17 protein-coding genes are annotated in these 20,092 nt (G+C 70.5%); all 17 read right to left on the bottom strand.

Going from position 1 to position 20,092, the window contains the following annotated elements:
- Positions 1–149: 149 nt before the first annotated feature.
- The 17 genes from WA640_RS20090 to WA640_RS20010 all read right to left on the bottom strand — a co-directional run bounded on the left by WA640_RS20090 (position 150) and on the right by WA640_RS20010 (position 20,039).
- A complete protein-coding gene (locus tag WA640_RS20090; protein ID WP_335990035.1) occupies positions 150–1,205 on the bottom strand; it encodes a Wadjet anti-phage system protein JetD domain-containing protein in 1,056 nt (351 codons plus the stop codon).
- Entirely contained in the window at positions 1,202–5,671 is a 4,470-nt protein-coding gene (locus tag WA640_RS20085) for a hypothetical protein (protein ID WP_335990032.1), read from the bottom strand. Before WA640_RS20085 ends, WA640_RS20090 begins: the two co-directional genes overlap by 4 nt.
- A gap of 25 nt (positions 5,672–5,696) precedes the next feature.
- A complete protein-coding gene (locus WA640_RS20080; protein ID WP_335990029.1) occupies positions 5,697–6,461 on the bottom strand; it encodes a hypothetical protein in 765 nt (254 codons plus the stop codon).
- A complete protein-coding gene (locus WA640_RS20075) occupies positions 6,458–7,966 on the bottom strand; it encodes a hypothetical protein (protein ID WP_335990028.1) in 1,509 nt (502 codons plus the stop codon). Before WA640_RS20075 ends, WA640_RS20080 begins: the two co-directional genes overlap by 4 nt.
- 102 nt (positions 7,967–8,068) lie before the next feature.
- Positions 8,069–8,989: an endonuclease/exonuclease/phosphatase family protein gene (locus tag WA640_RS20070; protein WP_335990026.1), complete on the bottom strand. Its 921-nt coding sequence runs from the start codon at positions 8,987–8,989 to the stop codon at positions 8,069–8,071.
- 35 nt (positions 8,990–9,024) lie between these two features.
- The gene (locus WA640_RS20065; protein ID WP_335990024.1) at positions 9,025–9,969 is read right to left on the bottom strand and encodes a hypothetical protein; all 945 of its coding nucleotides are present in this window, start codon (positions 9,967–9,969) and stop codon (positions 9,025–9,027) included.
- 229 nt (positions 9,970–10,198) lie between these two features.
- Positions 10,199–10,900: a hypothetical protein gene (locus WA640_RS20060; RefSeq protein WP_335990023.1), complete on the bottom strand. Its 702-nt coding sequence runs from the start codon at positions 10,898–10,900 to the stop codon at positions 10,199–10,201.
- A gap of 94 nt (positions 10,901–10,994) precedes the next feature.
- Positions 10,995–11,576, bottom strand: a complete 582-nt coding sequence (locus WA640_RS20055) for a hypothetical protein (protein ID WP_335990022.1) — start codon at positions 11,574–11,576, stop codon at positions 10,995–10,997.
- Positions 11,577–11,620: 44 nt separating this feature from the next.
- A complete protein-coding gene (locus WA640_RS20050) occupies positions 11,621–12,343 on the bottom strand; it encodes a hypothetical protein (protein ID WP_335990020.1) in 723 nt (240 codons plus the stop codon).
- Positions 12,344–12,416: 73 nt separating this feature from the next.
- Positions 12,417–13,763 carry a hypothetical protein gene (locus tag WA640_RS20045; protein WP_335990019.1) on the bottom strand — a complete coding sequence of 449 codons (1,347 nt, stop codon included), beginning with the start codon at positions 13,761–13,763 and terminating at the stop codon, positions 12,417–12,419.
- 176 nt (positions 13,764–13,939) lie between these two features.
- The gene (locus tag WA640_RS20040; RefSeq protein ID WP_335990016.1) at positions 13,940–14,344 is read right to left on the bottom strand and encodes a DUF7768 domain-containing protein; all 405 of its coding nucleotides are present in this window, start codon (positions 14,342–14,344) and stop codon (positions 13,940–13,942) included.
- Positions 14,345–14,432: 88 nt separating this feature from the next.
- Positions 14,433–15,008, bottom strand: coding sequence for a hypothetical protein (locus WA640_RS20035; protein ID WP_335990015.1), 576 nt, complete (start codon positions 15,006–15,008; stop codon positions 14,433–14,435).
- Entirely contained in the window at positions 15,005–15,706 is a 702-nt protein-coding gene (locus WA640_RS20030) for an NrtR DNA-binding winged helix domain-containing protein (protein WP_335990013.1), read from the bottom strand. The genes WA640_RS20035 and WA640_RS20030 overlap by 4 nt, the downstream gene beginning before the upstream one ends.
- An 88-nt stretch (positions 15,707–15,794) precedes the next feature.
- Positions 15,795–16,643: a hypothetical protein gene (locus tag WA640_RS20025; protein ID WP_335990012.1), complete on the bottom strand. Its 849-nt coding sequence runs from the start codon at positions 16,641–16,643 to the stop codon at positions 15,795–15,797.
- A 93-nt stretch (positions 16,644–16,736) separates the two neighbouring features.
- The gene (locus WA640_RS20020) at positions 16,737–17,762 is read right to left on the bottom strand and encodes a hypothetical protein (RefSeq protein WP_335990011.1); all 1,026 of its coding nucleotides are present in this window, start codon (positions 17,760–17,762) and stop codon (positions 16,737–16,739) included.
- A gap of 107 nt (positions 17,763–17,869) precedes the next feature.
- Positions 17,870–18,655, bottom strand: coding sequence for a hypothetical protein (locus WA640_RS20015; protein ID WP_335990009.1), 786 nt, complete (start codon positions 18,653–18,655; stop codon positions 17,870–17,872).
- Positions 18,648–20,039, bottom strand: coding sequence for a PhzF family phenazine biosynthesis isomerase (locus WA640_RS20010; protein ID WP_335990008.1), 1,392 nt, complete (start codon positions 20,037–20,039; stop codon positions 18,648–18,650). Before WA640_RS20010 ends, WA640_RS20015 begins: the two co-directional genes overlap by 8 nt.
- Positions 20,040–20,092: the final 53 nt, after the last annotated feature.

Here is a 20,092-nt window from a genome sequence, read left to right as displayed (position 1 = left end):
TCGGTTGCTGCAGGCCCAGGCCGCCATATCGATATGTTCCGGGACCGCCAGGTGGTCCCTCGCGCCGAAGCCGAGCGTGCGCGAGGACGCAGAGCGGCCCCTTCGGAGCGTAGGCGCATTGTTGCTGTTCAGGCTCCGGGCCTCTCCGACTACTCCGCTGGGGTCCATGCCTGGCCGCTGCGCAGTCGGCGCAGGTGGCTGCGACCGAGTGCTTCTTGGGCGAGTCGGCGTCCTTGTTCGAGGAGGTCTTGGACTGCCGATTGTTGATCGGTCTCCAGCCAAGAGGCGAGGTCGGCTGCTCGACCTCGCTCGACCCGTGCGCCGGCGGTGGGCGTGCGGGTCAGGAGATTGCGGTAGAGAAAGCTGGCAGGCTCGACTGGCGGTAGGCCGATGTCCTGAGCCGTCACAGACGCACGGGCGGGAATGGCGAGTCCGTTGGCGTCAAGGTCGCCGAAGTAGAAGATGCGACCGATCTGCCCCAGATGGCGGAGGTCGGCGACGGCAGATTCGAAGGCGCTGCCGCCCCCATATGCGAGGTACCCGAAGAGGCCCGGGTCGGGTCGGAGCACGTCGTGGAGACTGTGGAAGGTGTCGCTGTTCTCCGCCACGAGCACGGTTGGCGTGCCTCCGATGCGGCGGATGGCCAGGGGGACGGGGAGCCGGAAGGTGCAGAGTGTGGTGAGCGTGAGTCGGCCCGGCGCGAAGAGCGAGGTCGGCAGGAGTGCTTCGAGGCGTTTCTCGTCGCCGAAGATCTCGACCGAGCGCTCGCGCATTGGTATCGGCTCGCGCAGTTCAACGGAGGCACTGGCGTCGCGCAGCCACCGGTTGACGGCACGGAGGTGATCGGTCTGGCTGGCGGTGAGCGCCGTGCTGGCGGCCCAGGCCAGTTCGGGCCGCCACACCACGCCAGGTGCGCTCGTCCGTTCAGGGGCGGTACGGCGGAGTCGGATGTGGTCGGGCAGAGCGGGCCGTCCGCCGTCCCAGCGGCGACGGTCGCGGGGTGCAGTCAGGTCTCCGGATTCGATCAGTTCGTCCAGGAGCGCGGCCAGTGCGGTCCGGGTGGCGCCTGCGGCTACCACTGCCGGAAAGATCTGGCCCATGGTCTCGATGAGCTGATCGCGTTGCACGGTTGCCTTCGTGGAATTCGCGTCGAGGGCCGCGTGCAGGGCCGCGGCGTTGTCGGAAAGCGCGGCGGAGGTAGTCACTCGGTCTCCTTTCGGTGGAGGCGTGCGGCACCGACGATCCCAGTGGGCGGGGGTTCGTCGGGGTCCGGGTCGTGCAGCGGGGGTGCAATGGCGTTGCGTGCCTGTTTGGAGATGCGGATGAGGATGGTTCCTTGGCGGACGGTCGAGTCGTTGATCATGTGGATCTGGAGGGGGAAGTGCATGATGGCGCGGTCTTCGGAGAGCGGCGTGGTGCAGATGAGTTGGACGTTCATGGCGCGGGCGATCTGGAACTGCAGCTGCATGAGGTAGTCGGCGTTGGCGCGTCCGAGCGGGTTGTCCAGGAACAGGGTGCCGCCGTGGGAGTCGCGGCGGCTGGCCCGGTCGGATTGTTTTAGGACGGCCATGACGCAGTACAGGAGGATCGAGCCGGTCAGGTCCTGGCCGCCGGAGAACTCCTTGGACATGCGTTCAATCGGGACCATGTCCATGCCCCCGGTCGGGGTGGGTTTGAGGATCTTGACGGTGAAGCCGGTGGCAACGCTTTCTTTCAGGCATGCGAGTACGAGTTCGATGCCGCTGACGGCGGTTTGCCGGGGATGGTGGGCGAAGCGGTCGATGATGGCGCGGGCACTCGCAGCCAGTGTCTCCTCGGCTGGCTTGGTGAACCGCAGTTCGAGGAATTGCTTGCCCGCCCAGGGGCTGTCTCCTTGGGGCACTCGTGCCGCGCCGTTGGCGCGTTTGAGCATGCTGACCGCATTCTCGACATGGCGGGCCAGGGTGCCCACGACGGCTTGGCGCCGGGAGTTGGCTTCATCGAGGTCGGTCGCGACGGTCATGCGGAACTGCTCGAAGTTGTGCCTCCACCGTTCTGCTGCCTCGGGGAGCTCGCGATCAGGGAAGAGGGTGATCTGGTTGCGGAGTGGGAAGTCGACGTCGTTGAAGTCGTGTCGTTCGTTCGTGCTCCGCAGGTCCTTGATGGCCTCATTGAGCTGGAGGGTCGCTCCGTTGGCGGCCTTGCGGCTGGTGTCGTAGGAGTTGATGGCGGCGTCGGCGCCTTGTTTGGCTTCGGTGAGGTCATCGGGCACGGTCGTCCCGACCTCCGGTGTGGGGAGGTCGCGGGCGGCCGCGGTGAGGCGGTGCTGGATGATTTCCAGTTGGTGGTGGTGTTCGGTGCGCGCGGTCAGGGTTCGGTTGAGCGACTTGGCGGTTTGTGCCGCCGCCCGGCGTGCCTGGGCAGCTTCGCTGATCTGTGCGTCTGCTTTGGCGATGAGCGTTTCGGCCTCGTCGAGGCTCGCGGGAGTCCAGGTGTCAGGCTGCTCGTGGTCGTCGAGCCAACGGCTCCTGCCTCCCCTGGGCTTTGCCTGCTCGAGGCGCTCTTTGAGGGTGGACGCCTCGGCGTCGTAGGTCTTGCAGGTCTCGCGGAGGCTCGCCAGGCGTTGCCGTGCGTCGTCGGCGGCGACGCGTCGTTGGTCTGGTGATTTCGCCCGCGGGTCGGCGCTGAGGGCTTGGGCCCGCGATTGGATCGCCGTTTCCAGGCTGCCCCATTGGGTTTGGAGGCGTGCGAGTTCCTTGGCGGTGAGTTCGGTCTGCTCGCGCAGTTCCATGCCGATTGCTGCTTGTTGGAAGGCGACCTCCGCGCGTTGCAGGTCGGCGACCAGTTCGGCGAGGTCGGGCAGTGGGCTGGTGTCGAGTTGTTGTCGTGCTTCGGCTTCGGTGGTGCAGGTGATCATTTCGGCGCTGGTCTGGTAGTCGGCCAGCCGGTACTTGATGTCGGCAAGCTCAAGGTGCCGTTGCTGGCGGCGTTCCTCGGCGTGGGTGATCTTGATGTCGAGTTCGGCGGCTTGCTGTTCACGTCGCTGGTTGTCGGTGGCGATGCGTTCGAGTTTCGGCCGCAGCGCGTCGGCTTCCGCAACCTGTTTCGCAAGCGCTGCAAGCTGGGTGTGCGCTGCGGTCGATTGGTTGTATCGCTCGTGGGCGGATTCGAGTTCGCCGCGTGCGGTCTCGAGCGCTACTGCGGCAGTTTCGGCAGCTTGTTCGGCCGCGGTGGCGTGCTCATTCGCGGTCTGGGCGTGGCTGTCGGCTGCGGCGCTGCGTTCGATGAGGTCGTCGGCGCGTTGGCCCTGCATACTCGTGTGCCACGCCTCGATGGCATGGGCGAGTTCGTTCACGGCAGCAAGGCGTTGGCGCAGCAGTCGGAGTCGCTCCGTGGCTTCGATGAGGCGGCGCTCTGCCTGTGCGCGTTCGCGTTCGGCCGCACTCGTGTCGTGCATGGCGGGCGTCGGCCGCGGCACGTAGCGTGCGGACCCGGACTCGTCGGGGTGGTGTTCGAAGGCACTGCTGGGTGCGATTAGGACCGCTCCGGCAGGGAGCAGCTCGGTTTCGGCGAGCAATGCTTGCGCACGGCGGACAGCGGCATCGTCGTTGACGATGATGCCCTCGGCCAGTTCGGGATAGACGTCGATATACCGGGGGTGCTCGCTGGGAGGGCAGTTCTCGCTGAGCCAGCGCCACCCTGACTCTGCGGGAATGTCGTGGTCGCGGAGGGCTCGCAGGAGACTGGCGACGGCGCGGCGCGGCGGCAGCAGGGCACCAGTGGTACCGAGTGCGGCGAGCAGGCGTTGCGCCTCCTCGCTTTCGCGCCGAGGGTCCTCCTGTTCGCCTGCGATGGTGCCAGCGCTGCGTTGACACTGCTCCAGGAGGCCGCCAGCGTGCTCAGCGAGCCATCGCAGTGGGTCGGCCGCGTCGAGTTCGGATCGGTCGGTTTCGGAGAGCTCGCTGACGATCGGCCCGTCGACGATGCGTCGGGCGCCCTCGCGCAGCCGTTGGAGCTCGCGCTTGAGCAGGTCGGCGTTGTAGGTCGCGTCCTGCGCGAAGCGGCGTCGCTCGTTCGCTGTGCTCGCGGCTTCTCGTGCCTGGGCGTCCGCGCTGGACACTGTGCTGGCGCAGGCGGCCTTCGCCGTTTGCGCGTCGTTCATCGCGTTGTGGGCCCGCTGGTTCGCTTCAGCGGCGGTCTCCTCGTCGGAGAGGAGCTGGGCGCGGCGGGCTTCGTTGACGGCGTGGTCGGCGCGTTTGAGCTGCTGCTCGATGTATCGGGCGTCGACGGTGGCTTCGGTGATGCTCTGGCGCACGGTGGCGGCGGTGTCGCGCCATTGGCGGAGGTGGTCGGCCTCGGTGCGCAGGTCTGCTTCGAATTCGTGCTTTTGGCTTGTGGCCGCCTCGATGACGCGTCGGTATCCGGCTTTCGCACGTGCGGCGGCATGGTCACGGCGGGCCCCGGCGACTGACTCGGCTCCTTCGGCGGCGCTGAGTGCCTCCTGCAGGTCCTGGTGCTGGTTCGCTGCCGAACGCAGTTGGATGCACAGGTCTACCGAGGACCAGGCCGCAGTTTCGGTTTCGGCTGGGGCGATCTGTGCAGCAATCTGACCGGCCTGGTCGGCGGCACGAACGTGCTGGAGGCCGAGTTCGTGCATGATGACATGGTTGCGGCGTCGCTCGCCAAGGTCGTGCTTGTCGTCCCATTCGCGCTGGTCCTCCACCGCCGAACCGTGCTGTTCTCGGAGGGTGGTCACGTCACGGCCGTGCTGGGCGACGCGTTCGTCCATGCCGATCTTGAACGCTGCGAGGTGTGTAGCAGCAGCATCGCGGGTGCCTCGCCGGGTCAGGTGTTCGCGGTACCTCGCCGCAACGGTCGCGCAGGCGCGTTCCATGACTTCGGCGTAGGCGTTCTGCAGGCGAAGGCTGTCGTCGCGGCTGACCTCGCGCCGGTACTCGCCGAATCCGTCCTCGAGGGCGGTGAACCTGTCGGTGGGCATCACCTTGCGCAAGAGCCAGTCGATGAACTGGCGGCCGGAGCTGCGGGAGACGGCCTCGCCTGCTGCGCCTTCAGAGGCGTTCATCTTCCATTGGATTGCGAACAGGTCGGGGTCCAGCCCCAGCCGAGCCTGCAGCTGCTCCCACGCTTCCTGGCCTTCTTTGACCTCCAGTTCCAAAGCAGGGTGCGCGCGCCGCTGGTCGTGGAGGAACGCGAGGAAGGCCTCGTACTGGGTCCATTTACCGTTCCTGGTAAACGGGAGCCGATCGATGTCGAGGAGGTGCGAGGGCCGGAAGGTGTAGAACTGACGTGGTACCTCACCACCCCTCGTTTTCGCGAACACCTGGGCGGTCACCAGAAGCTGGCCATTGGTGCGGTTGACCCATTCGAGGACGACGTGGGTCGGCTGGCGCATCGCGACAGCGAACTTGCGCAGGGATTCGAGATCGCGGTGCCGGTACGGGGTGATGGTCGACTGGAGGGCATGGAGCAGGATCCCTTTGCCGCCGCCGTTCGGCAAGAGCAGCAGACCTGCCGCAGCGGGGCGTGTCTCCACTCTTCCCGGGTCACTCCCTGCGATGAGCGCGACCTGTTCGATCGGCTCGCCGGCCGCAGAGAAGTCGAGGTCAACCCTCTCGTACCGGGCATCGTGCGGTCCGAAGTTGCGCAGCAGGATCCTGTTGAGTTCGTACATGCGGGGTGCGTCTCCTCGGCAGGGGCTAGGGGTTCCAGAGTGTGGCGTCGTCGGATGGCGGCGGTGTCGCAGACGAGGTCGGCATGGTGGCGATGCCGAGTGAGGCGAGCTCTTCGAGGAGGGCATAGCCGGCAAGTTCACGCACATGGATCCGGTAGCGGTCGGTGGTGGTGAACGTGCCTCCCAACTCGTTGCTGGACTGGGTCATCATGCCCTGGTCCTTCAGATGTCCAAGCGCACGTTTGACGAGGACGCGGGTGGTGCTGCGGCCGCCGCCTTCAGCTGTCGAGCTGGGTCGACGGGAATAGTGGCGCCATAGCATTTCCAAGCCGGGCTGGTCGACCGGCGGGTTCAGCGCCTCGCCTGCCTCCACAGCCTTGCGCTCGAGGAGGCTGATGGCATCGCGGGCACGCCGATCGATCGTGTCGACCGAGACACGCCCGATGAAGCTCGCATCGTCGAGGTCGCGCGGGCCCGGGTACGCCTCAGCAGCGATCAGCAGGTGCGCGAGGAGATAGATCGGCCGGTCGGGTGCACGCGCGAGATCAACGAGGGAGGTCTTGAACGGCGTCTCATCGGTGGTCCCCAACACCAAACCGGCCTTCGAATCGAAGTGGAGTATCTCCAGATCGAAGCCGCGGGCGATGGCACGCACCAGATCGATGAAGCCCTCATCGGCCAGGCACCGGTGCATGAGCTGTCCGTACTCGTTGCTTGCCGTGGGACGGCGCCCCGGGGCAAGGGCGAGCGCAACCAGGCGCGCGGCGGCTTTGACATCGTCGGGGTTCACGGCTGCTCCCTGATCGGTTCGGCAACGGATTCGGCGCGCTGCGACGGTACGTTGGGCGTCTCGGCCACCCCCTCAAGACAGACGAGCTGCAGATCGTCCCCGCCGAGCTGGGGATCATCGAGGCCGACGCCATCGCGGACGGCGGCGATGACGGTCCCGTCGTCCATTTCATGGGGCTTGGCAAACAGTTGGAAGGCGCGCAGGGCCAGCAGCTGGTCGGTGTCATCAGGCAAGCCCTCGTCTGCGGACCGGTGGCGGGCCTGGCTGAGGAGGGACGACAGCCGCGCGCCCGACAAGGCCCCGGCGACCATGATCTCTTGTACGACCTGGTCCTGTCGGGCTGTGAACTTCGGCGCTGGTTCAGGTATCGGCACATCGTCGATAGCTTGGACCTCAACGTCTTCGACGGCGAGGTCATCGGGAATCTCCAGGAGCCGCATAAGGACGTCCGGAAGATAGAAGACAGCAGGCTTCACCGGCCCCAGCACCTGCTCGGTGAATCTGGCGAGCGGAGCGATTGCCTCGTCAATCCGCATCCCCAAAACCGGTGCCGCGAGCTGGCTGGCGAGGTGGAGCGTCGGACGCAGCGCTGGCGGTGCGAACCCTTGCCGGATGATCTGGTCGCGAATCTCGTCTCCGGCACGGCCAATGATCACCAACAGGTCCATGTGCGCCCGCTCGCAATCCGCAAGCAAACGGTGGAGTTCGCCGAGCCCGTGCCACTGCTCGGCATTCAGCGGACTTTCCTGGAGGCTGCGAACGAATTCCAGCAACACCCGCTCGTCCCGGATCCGATCGTTCAAGTGCGCCAGCGCGTTACGGGTCAGCGGCGCCACGTCCTTCGCCCAGTCGATCGCGCCGATATCACGCCGGGCGAGCTCGAGCTTCGCTTGCATATCGCTGCGGAACCTCCGCGAATGCAGGCTTGCCTCCAGTGCCGCGGCCCTGGCTCGCGGGATGTCGCCCTTCTTGAGCAGCGCATGCAGTTTCGCTTCCGCAGCTACCTGCTCGGAGGCGATGTCGACATCGAGCGCGTGGATCAGGACGTTGATTGCTTCATCGGAGGCCTCCAACACCGCCTCACCTGCAGCGTTCTGGCGGTCGATCAGCAGCCGGAACGGGAAGCGTTGCACCTGGTAGGCCTCGTCCACCACTCCCACGGGATAGTCAAACCCGCGCTCACGACTTTCGGGATTGATCAGCCGATGCACGATCCATTGCGCCACATCACGATGCTCCTCGACTGACTGCTCGGGTTGCTGTACGGCGGCGAAGTCGGCCACGATCTGCTCGATGTCGACCTGCGCGGCACCGTCGTCAAGATCCATGCGCAGCGCGACCGCATCAATCGCCGCGATCGCGAGCTCGGCCATCTGGTACCTGCCGCTCCAGCCCCGGCCAAGCTTGCTCTGCGTACGGTCGAGTTCCAGAATCGGTTCACCGATCGCCAGCGCCTTCATACGCCCTTCGACATCAGCGAACGCCGCAGCACTCGGTCCTGCCATCCCGTCCTTCAATCCCCTTCAACGTGAATCGCCATCACGCCGCACAATACCGTCCCCCTCCGACACTTTCCTCCCCTATTCGTCTCAATGTTCCTTTTTAGCTCATCTGTTCGGATCGAACTGTGCCTGAAGGGGCCCTTCGTGGCGCCGCACTCGAGGGGGAAGCGACGTCATCGGGTCCTGGCCCGGTGGCAGTTCGAACGCAACTTCGATGCCGGCGTGATCGCTGGCGGTGCCGTCGCCGGGGACGCCCAGGATCCGGTACCGGCGGGCGCGTTCGAGGAGGGCCGGTGAGGCGCAGGCGCGGTCGACGCGGTCGCCGGCGACGCCGGTCGGTGCCGACAGCGCCGGATCGTCATGCGGCGGGTGCAGGGTCTGCGCGACATCGAGCAGGTCTGCGTTCTGCACTGCCACGGCGATCTCCCGGTTCACCACCCGCTCGGTGGAGGAGCCGAATGGGTCGGCCAGGTCGGTGCGGGCCGCGCGGGTGCCCGGGTACAGGCGGGCGGGGTCGGGGGCGGGTCCGGCCAGGGGCGGGCTGTTGAAGTCGGCGCACAGCAGCGCGAGCGGGTCGTGCTCGGGCGGGAAGACCAGTCGCGCGCACAGGGTCTCGGCTTCGATGCGGGCCGCCGTGCGGCTGTAGGGGTCGAGGTGGCCCACCCCGATGTGGAGCCGCCGCCCGCCGAGCGCGGGCGGGGTGAACACGGCGACGCCGGCGCCGTGGTGGAACGCGAAGCCGTCGAACCAGTCGGGGCGCTCTCCCATGGTCTGGGGGTTGTAGAGGATCGCGCACGGCTGCCCGTCGAGCGACCGCACGGTCGCGAGCCCGGCCGGGACCAGGCCCAGGTCGGCGCTGGCCCGGTGCAGCAGGGCCTGGTCGTGCGCGTCCCAGCCGCGGCATTCGGCCAGGGCCACCACGTCGGGCCGGCCCCCCTCGGTCAGTCGGGCGGCGAGTCGTGCCCAGCGCGGGCCGCCGACCTCGCCGCCGTCGCACAGGTTCTGGAAGCGGACCGTCAGTCTCATCGTGGTGCCTCTCGTCTCGGGCGATCTGGGTGCGGTCACCGGTACAGGAATTTCCGCTGGGAGTTCCAGCGCTCGGTGTCGATCATGCAGGTCACGGCGGCGTGGTCGCTGGCGCCGGGCGGGGTGGCGGCGACCGAATAGGTGGTGAGGGCGGGGCGCAGGGCGCCGGTGACGGCGATGGCGTCGACGCGGGTGTGCGCGCCGGTCGCTTGCAGCAGCGTCTCGTCGGGGGCGCCGGTGGATCGGGTGCGCTTGTACAGCTCCCAGGCGGCGTCGTGGCAGTCGCCGCGGGCGATGGCGTCGGCCACCTTGTAGTTCGGTTGCAGGTCGACTGCGGGGTTGAGGGTGCCGTCGGGGAGCCAGATGTCGGTCTCGGCCAGGGCGCCGTTGGCGCCGCCGTTGACGATGGCGCGCAACATGATGTTGTGCGGCAAGGCCTGGTCCCAATTCGGGTCGGATCCGTAGAGGGGGAAGTTGAAGTCGCCGCCGAAGGCGCCGATGCTTCCTTTGCGGTAGACGCGGGAGACCAGTGTGGTCGCTTCGGCTTCGGCCACACCGATGTTGAACGGCGTGAAGTGGACGGCGCCGGCGCACATCGGCAGCGGCAGCCCGGGAACGGTGAACGCCGCGACCCCGTACCCGTGCCCGAACATGGTTCGCAGGCTCGTGTCCCACCAGATCGGGTGGCCCATGGTGCGGGCCCGGTAGAGCAGCGCCGAGGGCGTGCGGGTCTTGGTGGGGGTGATGCCGGCGATGCGCAGGCCCAGCGCGTCGGCGAGGCGGTGCAGGCGGCGCTGCCAGGTCTGCGGCCACCGGCGGCGGGTGCGGGAGCGGGTCTCGTTGAGGACCAGCAGGTCCAGTTCCAGGGGCGCTAGCCGTTCGATCAGGAGTGGCAGGCGGTCGGCGTTGGGGTCGGCGTCGCCGATCGCGGCGCCCCAGCCGTTGTGGCGCATGTTCTGCACGCCGAAGCGGATACGCATGTCAGGCTCCTAGTGGTGGTCGAGTCGATGGCTCCCAGTGGCGCGGGGCTGCTTGATCCGGGGAGGGGGAAGCCGCGCCGTCGGCAGTCGCGAACTGCACTGCGCGACGACGATTGCCACAGAGCGGCCTCGTCCTCACACCACTGGCCGCTGTCAGCCCTGAGGCGTGATGGTCGGTGTCGCCCGGCGGGGTGCGCGGGTCCCGGGCTGCGGTCCTGGACGTCGACGGTCACTGCGCCTCCGCGATGGTGTCGTTGACGGTCTGGTGCACCGAGGGCAGGTAGGTGTCGATGAACCATTGGTGGAGTTCGTCTTCGGTGAACGCGAGGGCGGGCTCATTGCCGTTGCGGATGCCGAAGTCGGTGGAGTGGTACAGGTCGATGTGGAGGACCCACTGCCCGTCCTGCGCGATGACCTGCGTGTTCGGCTGCTCGGCGCCGTCGGTCCACGAGAGCAGGGTGCCTTGGTCCCACCGGTCGCCGAACTCCTGGCTCTCGGCGCCGCCCCATTCGGCGGCGTCGCCCTCGGCTCCGGACACGCGGCTGGCGAACACGGCCGCCGCCGCTTCCGGGCTCTCGGTCGGGATGATCTTGACTTCGATCTCGCCGCCGGCGCCCAGTCCCTCGTTGTCGCCGAGGTTGAGCATGCCGTTGCAGCCGATGGCCTCCGGGTCGAAGGTGTTGCCGATCTCGGAGTTCCCGGGCGATCCGCCTTCGGCGGTGATGCTGCCCCAGCCGACGATGCCCATCTCGTTGGTGATCGGCTGGAGGTCGTCGAGGACCTCGCAGGCGTTCCAGGCGGACATCGCCGTGTAGACCGGGTCCTCGGCGGCGTCGGACCCGTCGTCGGTGGCGCCGCCTGTGGCGTTGCACGCGGACAGCCCGAGCCCGGCGGCGGCAGCGGCGATGCAGAGCTTGGCGAAGCGGTGCATGGTGAATGGGTCCTCATGGTCGTCGGTCGAAACGGTGCGGTGGTCGTGTGCGCTCGGGTGCGGTGTGTGCTCCGGGCGGCGGTTGCTGCAGTGGTCACGGTGCGAACGTCTCCCGCACCAGCGCCCCGAGTTCGACGGTCAGGTCCTCCACCGACTTGTCGCTCGGGCCGAAGTACTTCGGGTCGTCCTCGGTGTCCTGGGTGAGGTTCCGGCTGGAGACGGTGAGGCGCAGGTTGCCCTCGGAGGCGATGCACTGGTACTCGGCATCGACGGTCAGGCCGATCCGCTTGTGGCAGGTGCCGTGCTCCCAGCCGTTCAGGGACTCGTAGTCGGTGCTCCAGCTGCTGCCGGGGTCGTCCCGCGGCTCGTACACGCGGTCGTCGTTGACCTCGATCTCGACCGTGAGTTCCTGGCCGCCGGTTCCGGACTCGGCGGTCTGCCACTGCCACCGGCAGGTGTAGGAGTGGTCCGAGGGTTCGCGCTTTGAGATGTCGGGCCGGGAGGATCCCGCCTCGTCCCAGGCCAGGTACTCGGCCGCGGTGTCGTCGCCGCCGAGGCACGACTCGGCCCAGGCATCGGGTGCGGCGAACCGGTAGTCGATCTGGAGCCATGCGACGAGCGGATACGAAGCCAGCAGCGCGATGAACGCGATGATGATCGCTGCGACGATCAGCATCCTCCGGTTCGATCCGGGCTCCCAGCGGCGGGGGACGGCGTGCGTCATTTCGCGAAGGCCGTTCGAATGAGGGTGCCGAGCTCGACGGTGAGGTCGTCGACCGCGACGGCGCCGGGCCCGAAGACCTTGGGGCTGGCCGGGTCGGCGAGGTCGAGGGGCGTGCTGGTGACGGTCAGGCGCAGGTTGCTGTCCGAGGCCACGCATTCGAACATCGTGTCGGTGCCGTTGATGGTGAGCGTCCAGCAGGAGCCGTGCTCCCAGCCGGGCAGCTCGCGGGTGTCGGCGGACCAGCGCGTGGCGCTCTGGGGCCAGTCCATGGTGCTGTCGTCGCGCGTGTCGCTGCGGTCCTCCGCTTGGTAGTGGTGGGTGTCGTGGACGTCGATCGCGATGGTGAGCTGCTGGTCGGTCGTCGCGGTCCCGGCAGGCCGCCAGTACCAGTCGCACCGGTAGGTCGAGGACGAGCCGGTGGTGGAGGCTGAGGGCCGGGGCGGTGCCGCGTCCGCCCAGTCCAGGTATTGGACTGCGGCGTCGTCGGTGCCGAGGCAGTGCTCGGCCCAGTCGTCGGGGGCGGCGAACTCGTAGCCGAGTCCCGGCCGCAGCAGCGCATAGACCGCGAGTCCGGCGAGGATCAGCGCGACGGTCCCGGCGGCCAGTCGGATCCGTCGCGCCGAGCCCGGCTCCCAGCCCCGCGGGGCGCCCGGGGCGGGGGCAGCGCCGGGCGTGTACGAGGGCGGTGTCCCTGGTGGGCGTCCTGGTGGCTGCTGCACGGTGTTGTCGGTCCTTTCAGTCTCGTCGGGCGGGTCAAGGGTGAGGTGCGCGGTGCCGCGCGGTCGGTGGGAGTTAGAGCTCGGTGGTGTGGTGTGGCCGCAGGCCCTGGTCGCAGACGGGGCAGTGCGGTGGGGCGTCGGCGAGGGTGCGGGAGTCGGTGCGCACGGGCCGCAGCGGCCAGCATCCGCAGATGCCGCTGAGCCGGACCGGGAAGACCTCGCGGCGGGCGCTGTCGAGCGCCTGGTCGAGGTCGGCGAGCTGGTCCCGGTAGCGGGCGCGGGCCGCCTCGTCGAGGGCGACGGGGATCCAGCCGCGGCCGGGGACCTTGTCGCAGACGAGGCCGACCTCGGCGGCGACGGTGCGGAATCGGCGGTTGTGCCAAGAGGTGACCGGGGCGGGGAGCCAGTCGATGAAGGTGCCGGTCTCGCGCAGGTGCCGGGTACGGGCGATGCCGTGGGCGGCATCGTGGAGCACCGTCAGCGCGAGCGCCTCGGCGGAGGCGTCCTGGATCTCCAGGATGCCCAGATGCAGCTGCGTCTCCTGCTCGCCCAAGGGCCCGATGCCGGTGTCGGTGCGGTGGCCCCAGTCGTAGGGGGTGTGCTGGCGGGGCGGCTGGCGGTAGACGATCCGCGCATCCGGGAGGTCGGGGTGGTGGCCGCTGATGGCGTCCCAGAACGTATAGAGGCTGGCCGAGACGGCGGGGAGCAGGAGCGCATCGCCCGGGCCGGGGGCGTGGGTGTCGATCACGGCCGCACCGAGTCCGGCGGCGGCGGGGTCGACGGCCCGGTAGGGCTGGCCGCAGCGGCTGCAGGTGGGGAGGGCGTGCGCGACCATGGCGGCTTCGGCCACGACGTAGCGGTGCTCATCGCAGGCGCAGTAGGCCACGACCCAGTCCGGGCCTGCCGCCGGGGTGCGGGTCCGTGCGGCCTGCTCGGCCTCGTTGACGGCGGCGAGGACCTCGGCATACTGGTCGCGGGTGCCCGGGGCCAGTTCCACCGCGCCCCAACCGTCTTCGGTGAAGGTGCGGTGCGGCTGCAAGCCGACGGTCTCGGCGTAGCGGGCGAAGGATCGCAGGTGTCGGCCACCGGGGCGGCCGAAGGCCGCCGGGCGTGGGTCCGGCCGCCAATCCACCACGCCGTCGGTGGAGGCGAGGCCGTGGGCGGCATCGTGGAGGAAGCCGATCAGGTGCGTCTCGACTCCGGTGCCCGGATTGGACGGTGCGACGGCCATGAACAGGTCCGGCGTCGCCTCCCCGGCAACGGCGGGGCCGGCGCGGTGGAAGACCGCGTGGCCCCAGGCGGGGTCGCGTCGCAGCTGGTCGGGGTCGGTGCGCACGATGGTCACCGGCGGCAGCCGGGGGTGGTGTGCGCGGATGGCCTCCCACAGGCCGGTCAGCGCGAGGGTCGTCGATGTGTCCACAGGGGTGCCTTTCGGATGGTCGGGGTGGGTCGGTCTCCAGTGTGGCGGCCCGGACCCGTTGCCGGGCACCGTCACCGGGTACGCATCGTGCACGGGTCCTCGCGAGGGCCGGCGGCGGTGCCGGGCGGGGAGGCGCGACCGAGGCCGTTCGCAGGGCCCGGACACGGTCGAGTCGGTCAGCTCGCCCAGGACGGGCGGTCGCCCTCCAGGACGCCCGCTTCGAATACCGCTTCCCGCGCATCGATCTCCTTGATCTCGTGCAGTTCGGAGCCCACGGTGAAGAACCGGACCGGCTTCTCAAGGCTCAGGGCGTACTCGATTTCGAAGAGGACGCCGTCGGCGATGTCGCCGAATACCCAGGTCTCGTCGGTGGTGCGCACGAGGTTGTTGTTGGCGCGCCTGATGCGGTCGCGTTTGACGGCATCGCCCAAGAGGTCGCCCAAGTAGTAGCCGAAGAGGCGGAAGGGGTCCAAGGGCACGGCGTCGCGGCGCAGGACGAATTCGCAGATGACGTCGCGGCAGTAGAAGCTCAGCTTCGAGTGCGCCGTGTAGATCATCGGAAGCGGGACGAGCAGATCCATTCCAGTCTCCAATGCTGGTGGTGCGGGGTACCGCCTGCCGGTCGTGTCGGGTGCAGGCGCGGTCGAGTCCAGTGCGCGCCAAGGGCGGTCAGTCGTCATCGAGGCTGGACTCGGAGGCAGGTGTCGGCGTCGGACTGCCGCGGCGCTGTCGGGGTGTGCGCAGGGCTCGCTGGCCGTCTCCGGCTGCCGTTTGCACCAGGTCCTGGATCGCGCCGGGGCGCTGCGGGGGCAGGAACAGCGCCTGCTCGATGTCCAGTCCGGTGGCGAGTCGGCGCTTGACGGTGCGCAGGCTGACGGTGCAGTGCTGGTCGCGGGCCCAGGCCGACAGCCGCTGCGTGACGCCCCCGATCGTGTACGCGGGGTCGGTGCGCCGGGACGGTTCGGTCAGGGCCTGTTCGCTGGGCCAGCCCGCCTGCACCCGGTGTCCCAGGGTGCGCTCGCCGACGTTGCAGGCCGGGTCGCGGGACCACTCGGCGAGGGTCATCGATCGCCCGAATGCGGTCACCAGGCGGCGAGGCTGGTCCTGGGGTTCGTCCGGGATCGGTGGCAGCGGCCGCAGGTGGCGCGCGGTGGTGCTGCGTTCGAGTCCGGGGCGCGCCGCGGGCGCTGGTGGCGCGGCCTGTGCCCGCTGCCGCTGGTCGGGGGTGGGGTGGGGTGCGGTCACAGGCCGTGCCTCGGATGGTCCGCGAAATCGACCGGGACCGTCATCGCGGTCGTGTAGTAGGCGGTGGGGTCGGCGCGGTACAGCTGTGCGGGTCGACCGCCGCGGGAGGACCGGTCGCGGGCGTCGAGGGCCTGGAGGACGCCGCGGCGGTGCAGGGTCCTGTCGAAGTTCCCCGGATCCAGGCTGCTCCCCCACATGGCCTCGTAGGCTTCGCGCAGGTCGGTGATGGTGAACGCGGGCGGGCACAACCGGACGGCGATCGCGGTGGTGGCCATCAGGTACCGGATCTCGCACAGGGCCCCGAGAATGAGCGGCTCGGCGTCGCCGTGGGCGGCGTCGGCGACCGGGGTCCACGCCCATCCGGGCGGTGCGTCGAGGTCGGGGCCGGCGAGCGCGGCGGACCGGATCCGGACCGCGCCGTCCTCGATCACCGGCTCGCACGGGGCCGAGCTCAACCCGATCCGTGCCGCCTGCTCGGGGTCGGTGCCGGTGAGTGCGACCAGGAGGCGGTCGGCGGTCGCGCCGATGCCCCCGCGCTCGACCACGGCTGAGGGGAGGTCGTCCCGGTTCGTATGCGCCGCAGCGGCGCCGGCGCTGGTAAGGAGATGGGGGCGCCGGTCGCGGACGGCGAGCACCAGGAGGTCGACGACGACGCGATCGACGCCGGCGCGAGGGGCGGCGGGGGTTCGGTCGGTCATGGCAGGTCTCCAATCTGGAACCGGCCTCCGGTCCGCTCGGGTGCGGGGGCCGGCGCGGTGCCGGTCGGGCCTGGCCGGTGTGGTGAGGCTAGACGGTGGCATCGCCGGGCTCCTCGCTGGTGTAGTCGACCAGGACCGCGGTCGCGTCATCGGATCCTTTGGTGCGCGGGTATTGCCGCGCGTCGGGGTCGCCCTCCTCGATCGCCCGCACCTGTTTGATGATCGCTCCGGGGCCCTCGGCCAGGGCGAGCGCAAGGAGGCCGGCGGCGTCGGTGGCGCCGTACACCTCGGACAGGGCCGCGGCGCCGTCGGACAGCAGGAGGACCTGCCGCAGCCCCAGGACCGGGACGATCCGCGAGTACGCCCGGTAGGCCGCACCCGGGTCGGCGGCGGCGACCCAGTAGCCGCCGTCGGTGTTGCGCCGGGCGTGCATGACCTGCTTCATGGCGACCAGAAGGTCCTCGCGGGCCGGGTCGCCGATGGGGAGGGCGCAGGCGGCGTCCCGCTCGGATTGTCCGATGTGGTCGACGCTCTGGGTGTGGGCCCGGGTGTCGGTCTCGGTGGCGACGATGACGGTCGCATCCCCCAGGACCAGGACCTCGACCGCGCTCTCGCTGTAGGGGGCGAGGGCGGCGACGGTCGCCGAGGGCGTCCCCGGATGCGCCAGGTCGCAGCCGGGGTGCGCGGCGGCGGTGTCCTCAATAGCGTCCAGCAGCGCGAACCGCAGCCGCTCGGGGCCTCCGGCGGCGGCCGCGCGGGCGGCGAGGGCCTCGGTCAGAGCGCGGGCGTACCAGGCGGTGCCATGAGCGCAGCCGGTGTCGGTGCGGGCGGTCGCACCGTCGGCGAGGACGACGACGCCGACCGCGGGGTCGATCAGGTAGTGGTCCTCGTTGGGGCGATCCGGTGTCCCGGGATCGGTGGCTGCTTGGATGCGCATCAATACTCCTCAATGGTGGTGTCGTCGCAGGTGGCCGCGCCGCCTGCGGCTGGCGCGGGTACCAGGTGGTGGTGCCCGCCCACTCCTCGATGCTCAGCCACGGCCGCCCTCCTGGGCCGGATCGGACGCGAGGGCGGTGACGGTGGCGCTGGTGGGTTCGAGTGCGCGCCGGAGGGCGGCCGGGAGCGGGACCTGTGCGGACCGGGCGGCGCGCCGGTAGCGTTTGGCGGCGACGACCTGCCCGGTCGCGGCGGCGACGTCGGTGAGGAGTTCGAAGGCTAGGGACCGGGTCGGCTCGTCGAGGAACTGGTCGAAGACGTCGGCGGCGGCTTCGAGCTCGGCGATGGCGGCGGTGCCCTCGCCATTGGCGTGGAGGATCCGTCCGTATTCGAGCCGGCCCCAGGCCAGGCTCCACTGGTCCTCAAGCACGGCGAGCTCGGCGACGGCCTGCTCGGCGTGGGCGAGCGCCGGGCCGGGCTCGCCCCCGGCGAGGTGGAGTGCGGCCCGCGAGTGCACCACCATGGCGGTGCCGCGCGCATCGCCGCAGCGGCGGAAGCACTCTTCCGCGGCGTCCAGATGCGACTCGGCGCCGTTGGTGCCACCGCCCTCGAGGGCGAGCAGGGCGATCCCGCGGTGCGCGAACCCCGCGCCCCACCAGTCGGCGGCCCCGACCGCGGCGGCCAGGGCCCGCCGGTAGGCCGGTCCCGCCGCGTCCCGCTCCCCCCGGCGCTGCAGCGCGTCGGCCAGGCCGAGCAGGTGGTGGCGGACGGCATCGTCGAGGCCGGCGGTGGTGGCGGCGATGAGGCCGTCGCGGTGCAGGTCGTGCCAGGTCCGCCAGTATCCGGCGATCTCCCACAGCGCCCCGGCCTCGGCCGCGAAGCGCGCCGCACCCTCGTCGTCGCCGTCCTGGACCAGGTGCGTGAACCTCGCCTCCAGCTCCAGGCGCGCGGCGGTGAACCAGGCCATCGCCTCTGGGCCGTCGGCGAAGGTCAGCGGCTCCCGGGCGGCGGCGTGCGGATCGTGGCGGGGCCGGGAGTGGGGCAGGGCGGCGCGGCGGGCCGCACCGGCCAGCGCCGTCCACTCCTGGCGGGAAGGGGTCGTAGTGGCGAGGTCGGTCATGTCGTTCCGTTTCTCAGTGGTCGATGTGGCTCAAGGAAGGGACGGTCGCCCGGGGTGCGGCGGCAGCGCGTGCCGCGTCGCCTGGCGGCGCGCCCCGGGATTGGGGGTCAGCCGGTTAGCAGGCCGGCCTCGTCGAGGTGCTCGTGCACGGCTGGAAGCAGCACCGTGGTGATCCAGTCCCTGACGGTGTCGGCGCCGATCGGGCAGCCTCCGGCGCCGGGTGCCGGGCACGGGTCGGTGCCGGGGATGGCGACGGTAATCCGGACGGACACGATCACCGCGCCTGCCCAGGCGAGGGCTTTGAAGTTCGCCCCGTCGGCAGGCTCGGGGTCGGACGCCAGGACCGCCGCGTCCCAGTCGCCGCCGATCGCGGCAATCTCGGTCATGTCAGGGAAAGGCTGCAGGCCGTACGTGATGGCATCCGGGTCGGTCCAGGCTGCGAATGCCGCTGCAGCGGATTCGGGCGAGTGCCATGTGTCGCCGCTGGCCCTGACGACGATGGATTCCTTCATCATCTCGGCCTGGAACCGGATCAGGGTCTGCACGCAGGTGCCCAGGCGGTACTGCTCGGCGCGGCCGGGGTCGTAGCCGTACGCGTGGGCGAGCGCGGTGGTCTCGCCAGCGCCGAGCAGGCCGCACAGGTCCGCGGCCTCGAGCGGGGTGCCGGGGTCGACCGTGCGGTCCGGGACCGGGGTGGGACGGTCGGGCCCGGGGCCGATGACGCACCCGGCCCCGAGCGATGCCGCCAGCAGCGCGGCCGCGGCCCGGGCCCGCGGTGTCCTCCTGCGCGTCCGCGCGCCATGGAAGCGCCCCGGGCGTGCCGGGCTGGCGGCGAACGGCGGCGGGATCGCAGCGGGGCGTCGGTGGCCGAGCGGCCCTCGGGTCTCAGCCACGGTCGCCCGCCGCAGCATGCTCGCGTGCGGCACGCGTGGCCGGGGCGTCTTCCCTCGCACGGCCGCCGGCGGCGGTCGCGGCCGGTCCGGTGGCCTCGGGCATGGGGTGGGCGGTGCCGGTGACGGCGATCCCGGCCCCGGCGTGCTCGGGGAGGTCGACGAGGATGCGGGACGGGCATCCCATGTCGAAGCCCTGGAGGATCGTCACCCGCGTGCCGCCGGGGAGGTGGCCGAGCATGTGGAGGTAGGCGCCGGTCGCGGCCGCGGCCGCGCCGGTCGCGGGGTCCTCGTAGATGCCGCCGACCGGGAACGGGTTGCGTGCGTGGACCAGGGTGTCCGTCTCCCGCCAGATCAGGTCGATGGTGTCCCAGCCGCGGGCGGCCATGAGGGCGGTGAGGGCCTCGGTGTCGTAATCGAGGTCGGCCAGGCGATCCCGGGTGGCGGCGGCGATGACCGGATGGCGCGCCCCGGCGAAGACGACGCGCGGCGGCAGGGCCGGGTCGAGGTCGCCGGCCTCCCAGCGCACCGCGGCCAGCAGCGCCGCGAGGTCGGCCTCGCTGAGCGGGCCGACCTCGGGCGCGACGCTCGTCAACGTCGCCGTCACCGTCCCCTCCGGGGTGCGGGCGGTCGTCACCGGGACCGCTCCGGCCAGGGTGTCGAAGAGGAGGTCACCGGGGCCGGACCGGTCGGCGAGGGCGACCGCGGCGGCGATCGTGGCATGCCCGCAGAACGAGACCTCCCGTTGGGGGCTGAAGTACCGGACTTGGTACGCGGCCCGGCCGCTCGTGTCGCGGTCGGGGTCCGGTTGCACGAAGACGGTCTCGGAGTAGCCGATTCGGGCGGCGAGGTCCTGCATCGCCGCATCGTCCATCCCGGTCGCCTCCAGGACCACCCCGGCAGGGTTGCCGCCGCCGGGGCCCGCGGCGAACGCGGCCCAGCGCCCCACCGCGGCATCGTCGCCGCGGGCCCCGGGCGCCGTGCCGGGCGCGGCGGGCCGGACGGCGAGGGCGTCGATCTCCACCAGCGCGCCTGGCGGCAGGTTGACGCCGACGGTGGTGCGGGCGGGCCGGTGGCCGCCGAGCGCCTCGGCGTAGGCCGCGTTGATCGCCGCGAAATCGGCCCAGTCGGCCAGGTACACCCCGACCCGGATCACGTCGGTGAACGAGGCCCCGGCCGCGTCGAGGACGGCGGCGAGATTGGCCAAGGCCTGGCGGGTCTGCGTGCCGGCGCCCTCGGCGAAGGCGCGCGTGTCGGGGTCGGTGCCCAGCTGTCCGGCCAGCGCCAGCACCTCGCCCCTGCCGGCGGCCTGGGCGTACGGGCCGGCCGGGGCCGGGGCGAGCGTGGTGTGGACAACGGTGACGGGGCTGGTGGTTCGGGTGGGCATGTGGTGGCCTCCAAGGCTCGTTCGGTCGCGGGTCGTCGATGTCGGGCCGGCGG

The organism is Glycomyces sp. MUSA5-2 (assembly GCF_037034145.1).
GTDB lineage: Bacteria > Actinomycetota > Actinomycetes > Mycobacteriales > Micromonosporaceae > Glycomyces > Glycomyces artemisiae.
This window is presented reverse-complemented; position numbering and strand designations above follow the sequence as displayed.

What these genes read in the sequence shown, in the direction of transcription:
- WA640_RS20060 (WP_335990023.1), bottom strand. Translation starts at nt 10,900, where the DNA reads ATGCACCGCTTCGCCAAGCTCTGCATCGCCGCTGCCGCCGCCGGGCTC.
- WA640_RS20020 (WP_335990011.1), bottom strand. Translation starts at nt 17,762, where the DNA reads ATGACCGACCTCGCCACTACGACCCCTTCCCGCCAGGAGTGGACGGCG.
- WA640_RS20055 (WP_335990022.1), bottom strand. Translation starts at nt 11,576, where the DNA reads ATGCTGATCGTCGCAGCGATCATCATCGCGTTCATCGCGCTGCTGGCT.
- WA640_RS20070 (WP_335990026.1), bottom strand. Translation starts at nt 8,989, where the DNA reads ATGAGACTGACGGTCCGCTTCCAGAACCTGTGCGACGGCGGCGAGGTC.
- WA640_RS20010 (WP_335990008.1), bottom strand. Translation starts at nt 20,039, where the DNA reads ATGCCCACCCGAACCACCAGCCCCGTCACCGTTGTCCACACCACGCTC.
- WA640_RS20040 (WP_335990016.1), bottom strand. Translation starts at nt 14,344, where the DNA reads ATGGATCTGCTCGTCCCGCTTCCGATGATCTACACGGCGCACTCGAAG.
- WA640_RS20075 (WP_335990028.1), bottom strand. Translation starts at nt 7,966, where the DNA reads ATGGCAGGACCGAGTGCTGCGGCGTTCGCTGATGTCGAAGGGCGTATG.
- WA640_RS20085 (WP_335990032.1), bottom strand. Translation starts at nt 5,671, where the DNA reads ATGTACGAACTCAACAGGATCCTGCTGCGCAACTTCGGACCGCACGAT.
- WA640_RS20065 (WP_335990024.1), bottom strand. Translation starts at nt 9,969, where the DNA reads ATGCGTATCCGCTTCGGCGTGCAGAACATGCGCCACAACGGCTGGGGC.
- WA640_RS20025 (WP_335990012.1), bottom strand. Translation starts at nt 16,643, where the DNA reads ATGCGCATCCAAGCAGCCACCGATCCCGGGACACCGGATCGCCCCAAC.
- WA640_RS20030 (WP_335990013.1), bottom strand. Translation starts at nt 15,706, where the DNA reads ATGACCGACCGAACCCCCGCCGCCCCTCGCGCCGGCGTCGATCGCGTC.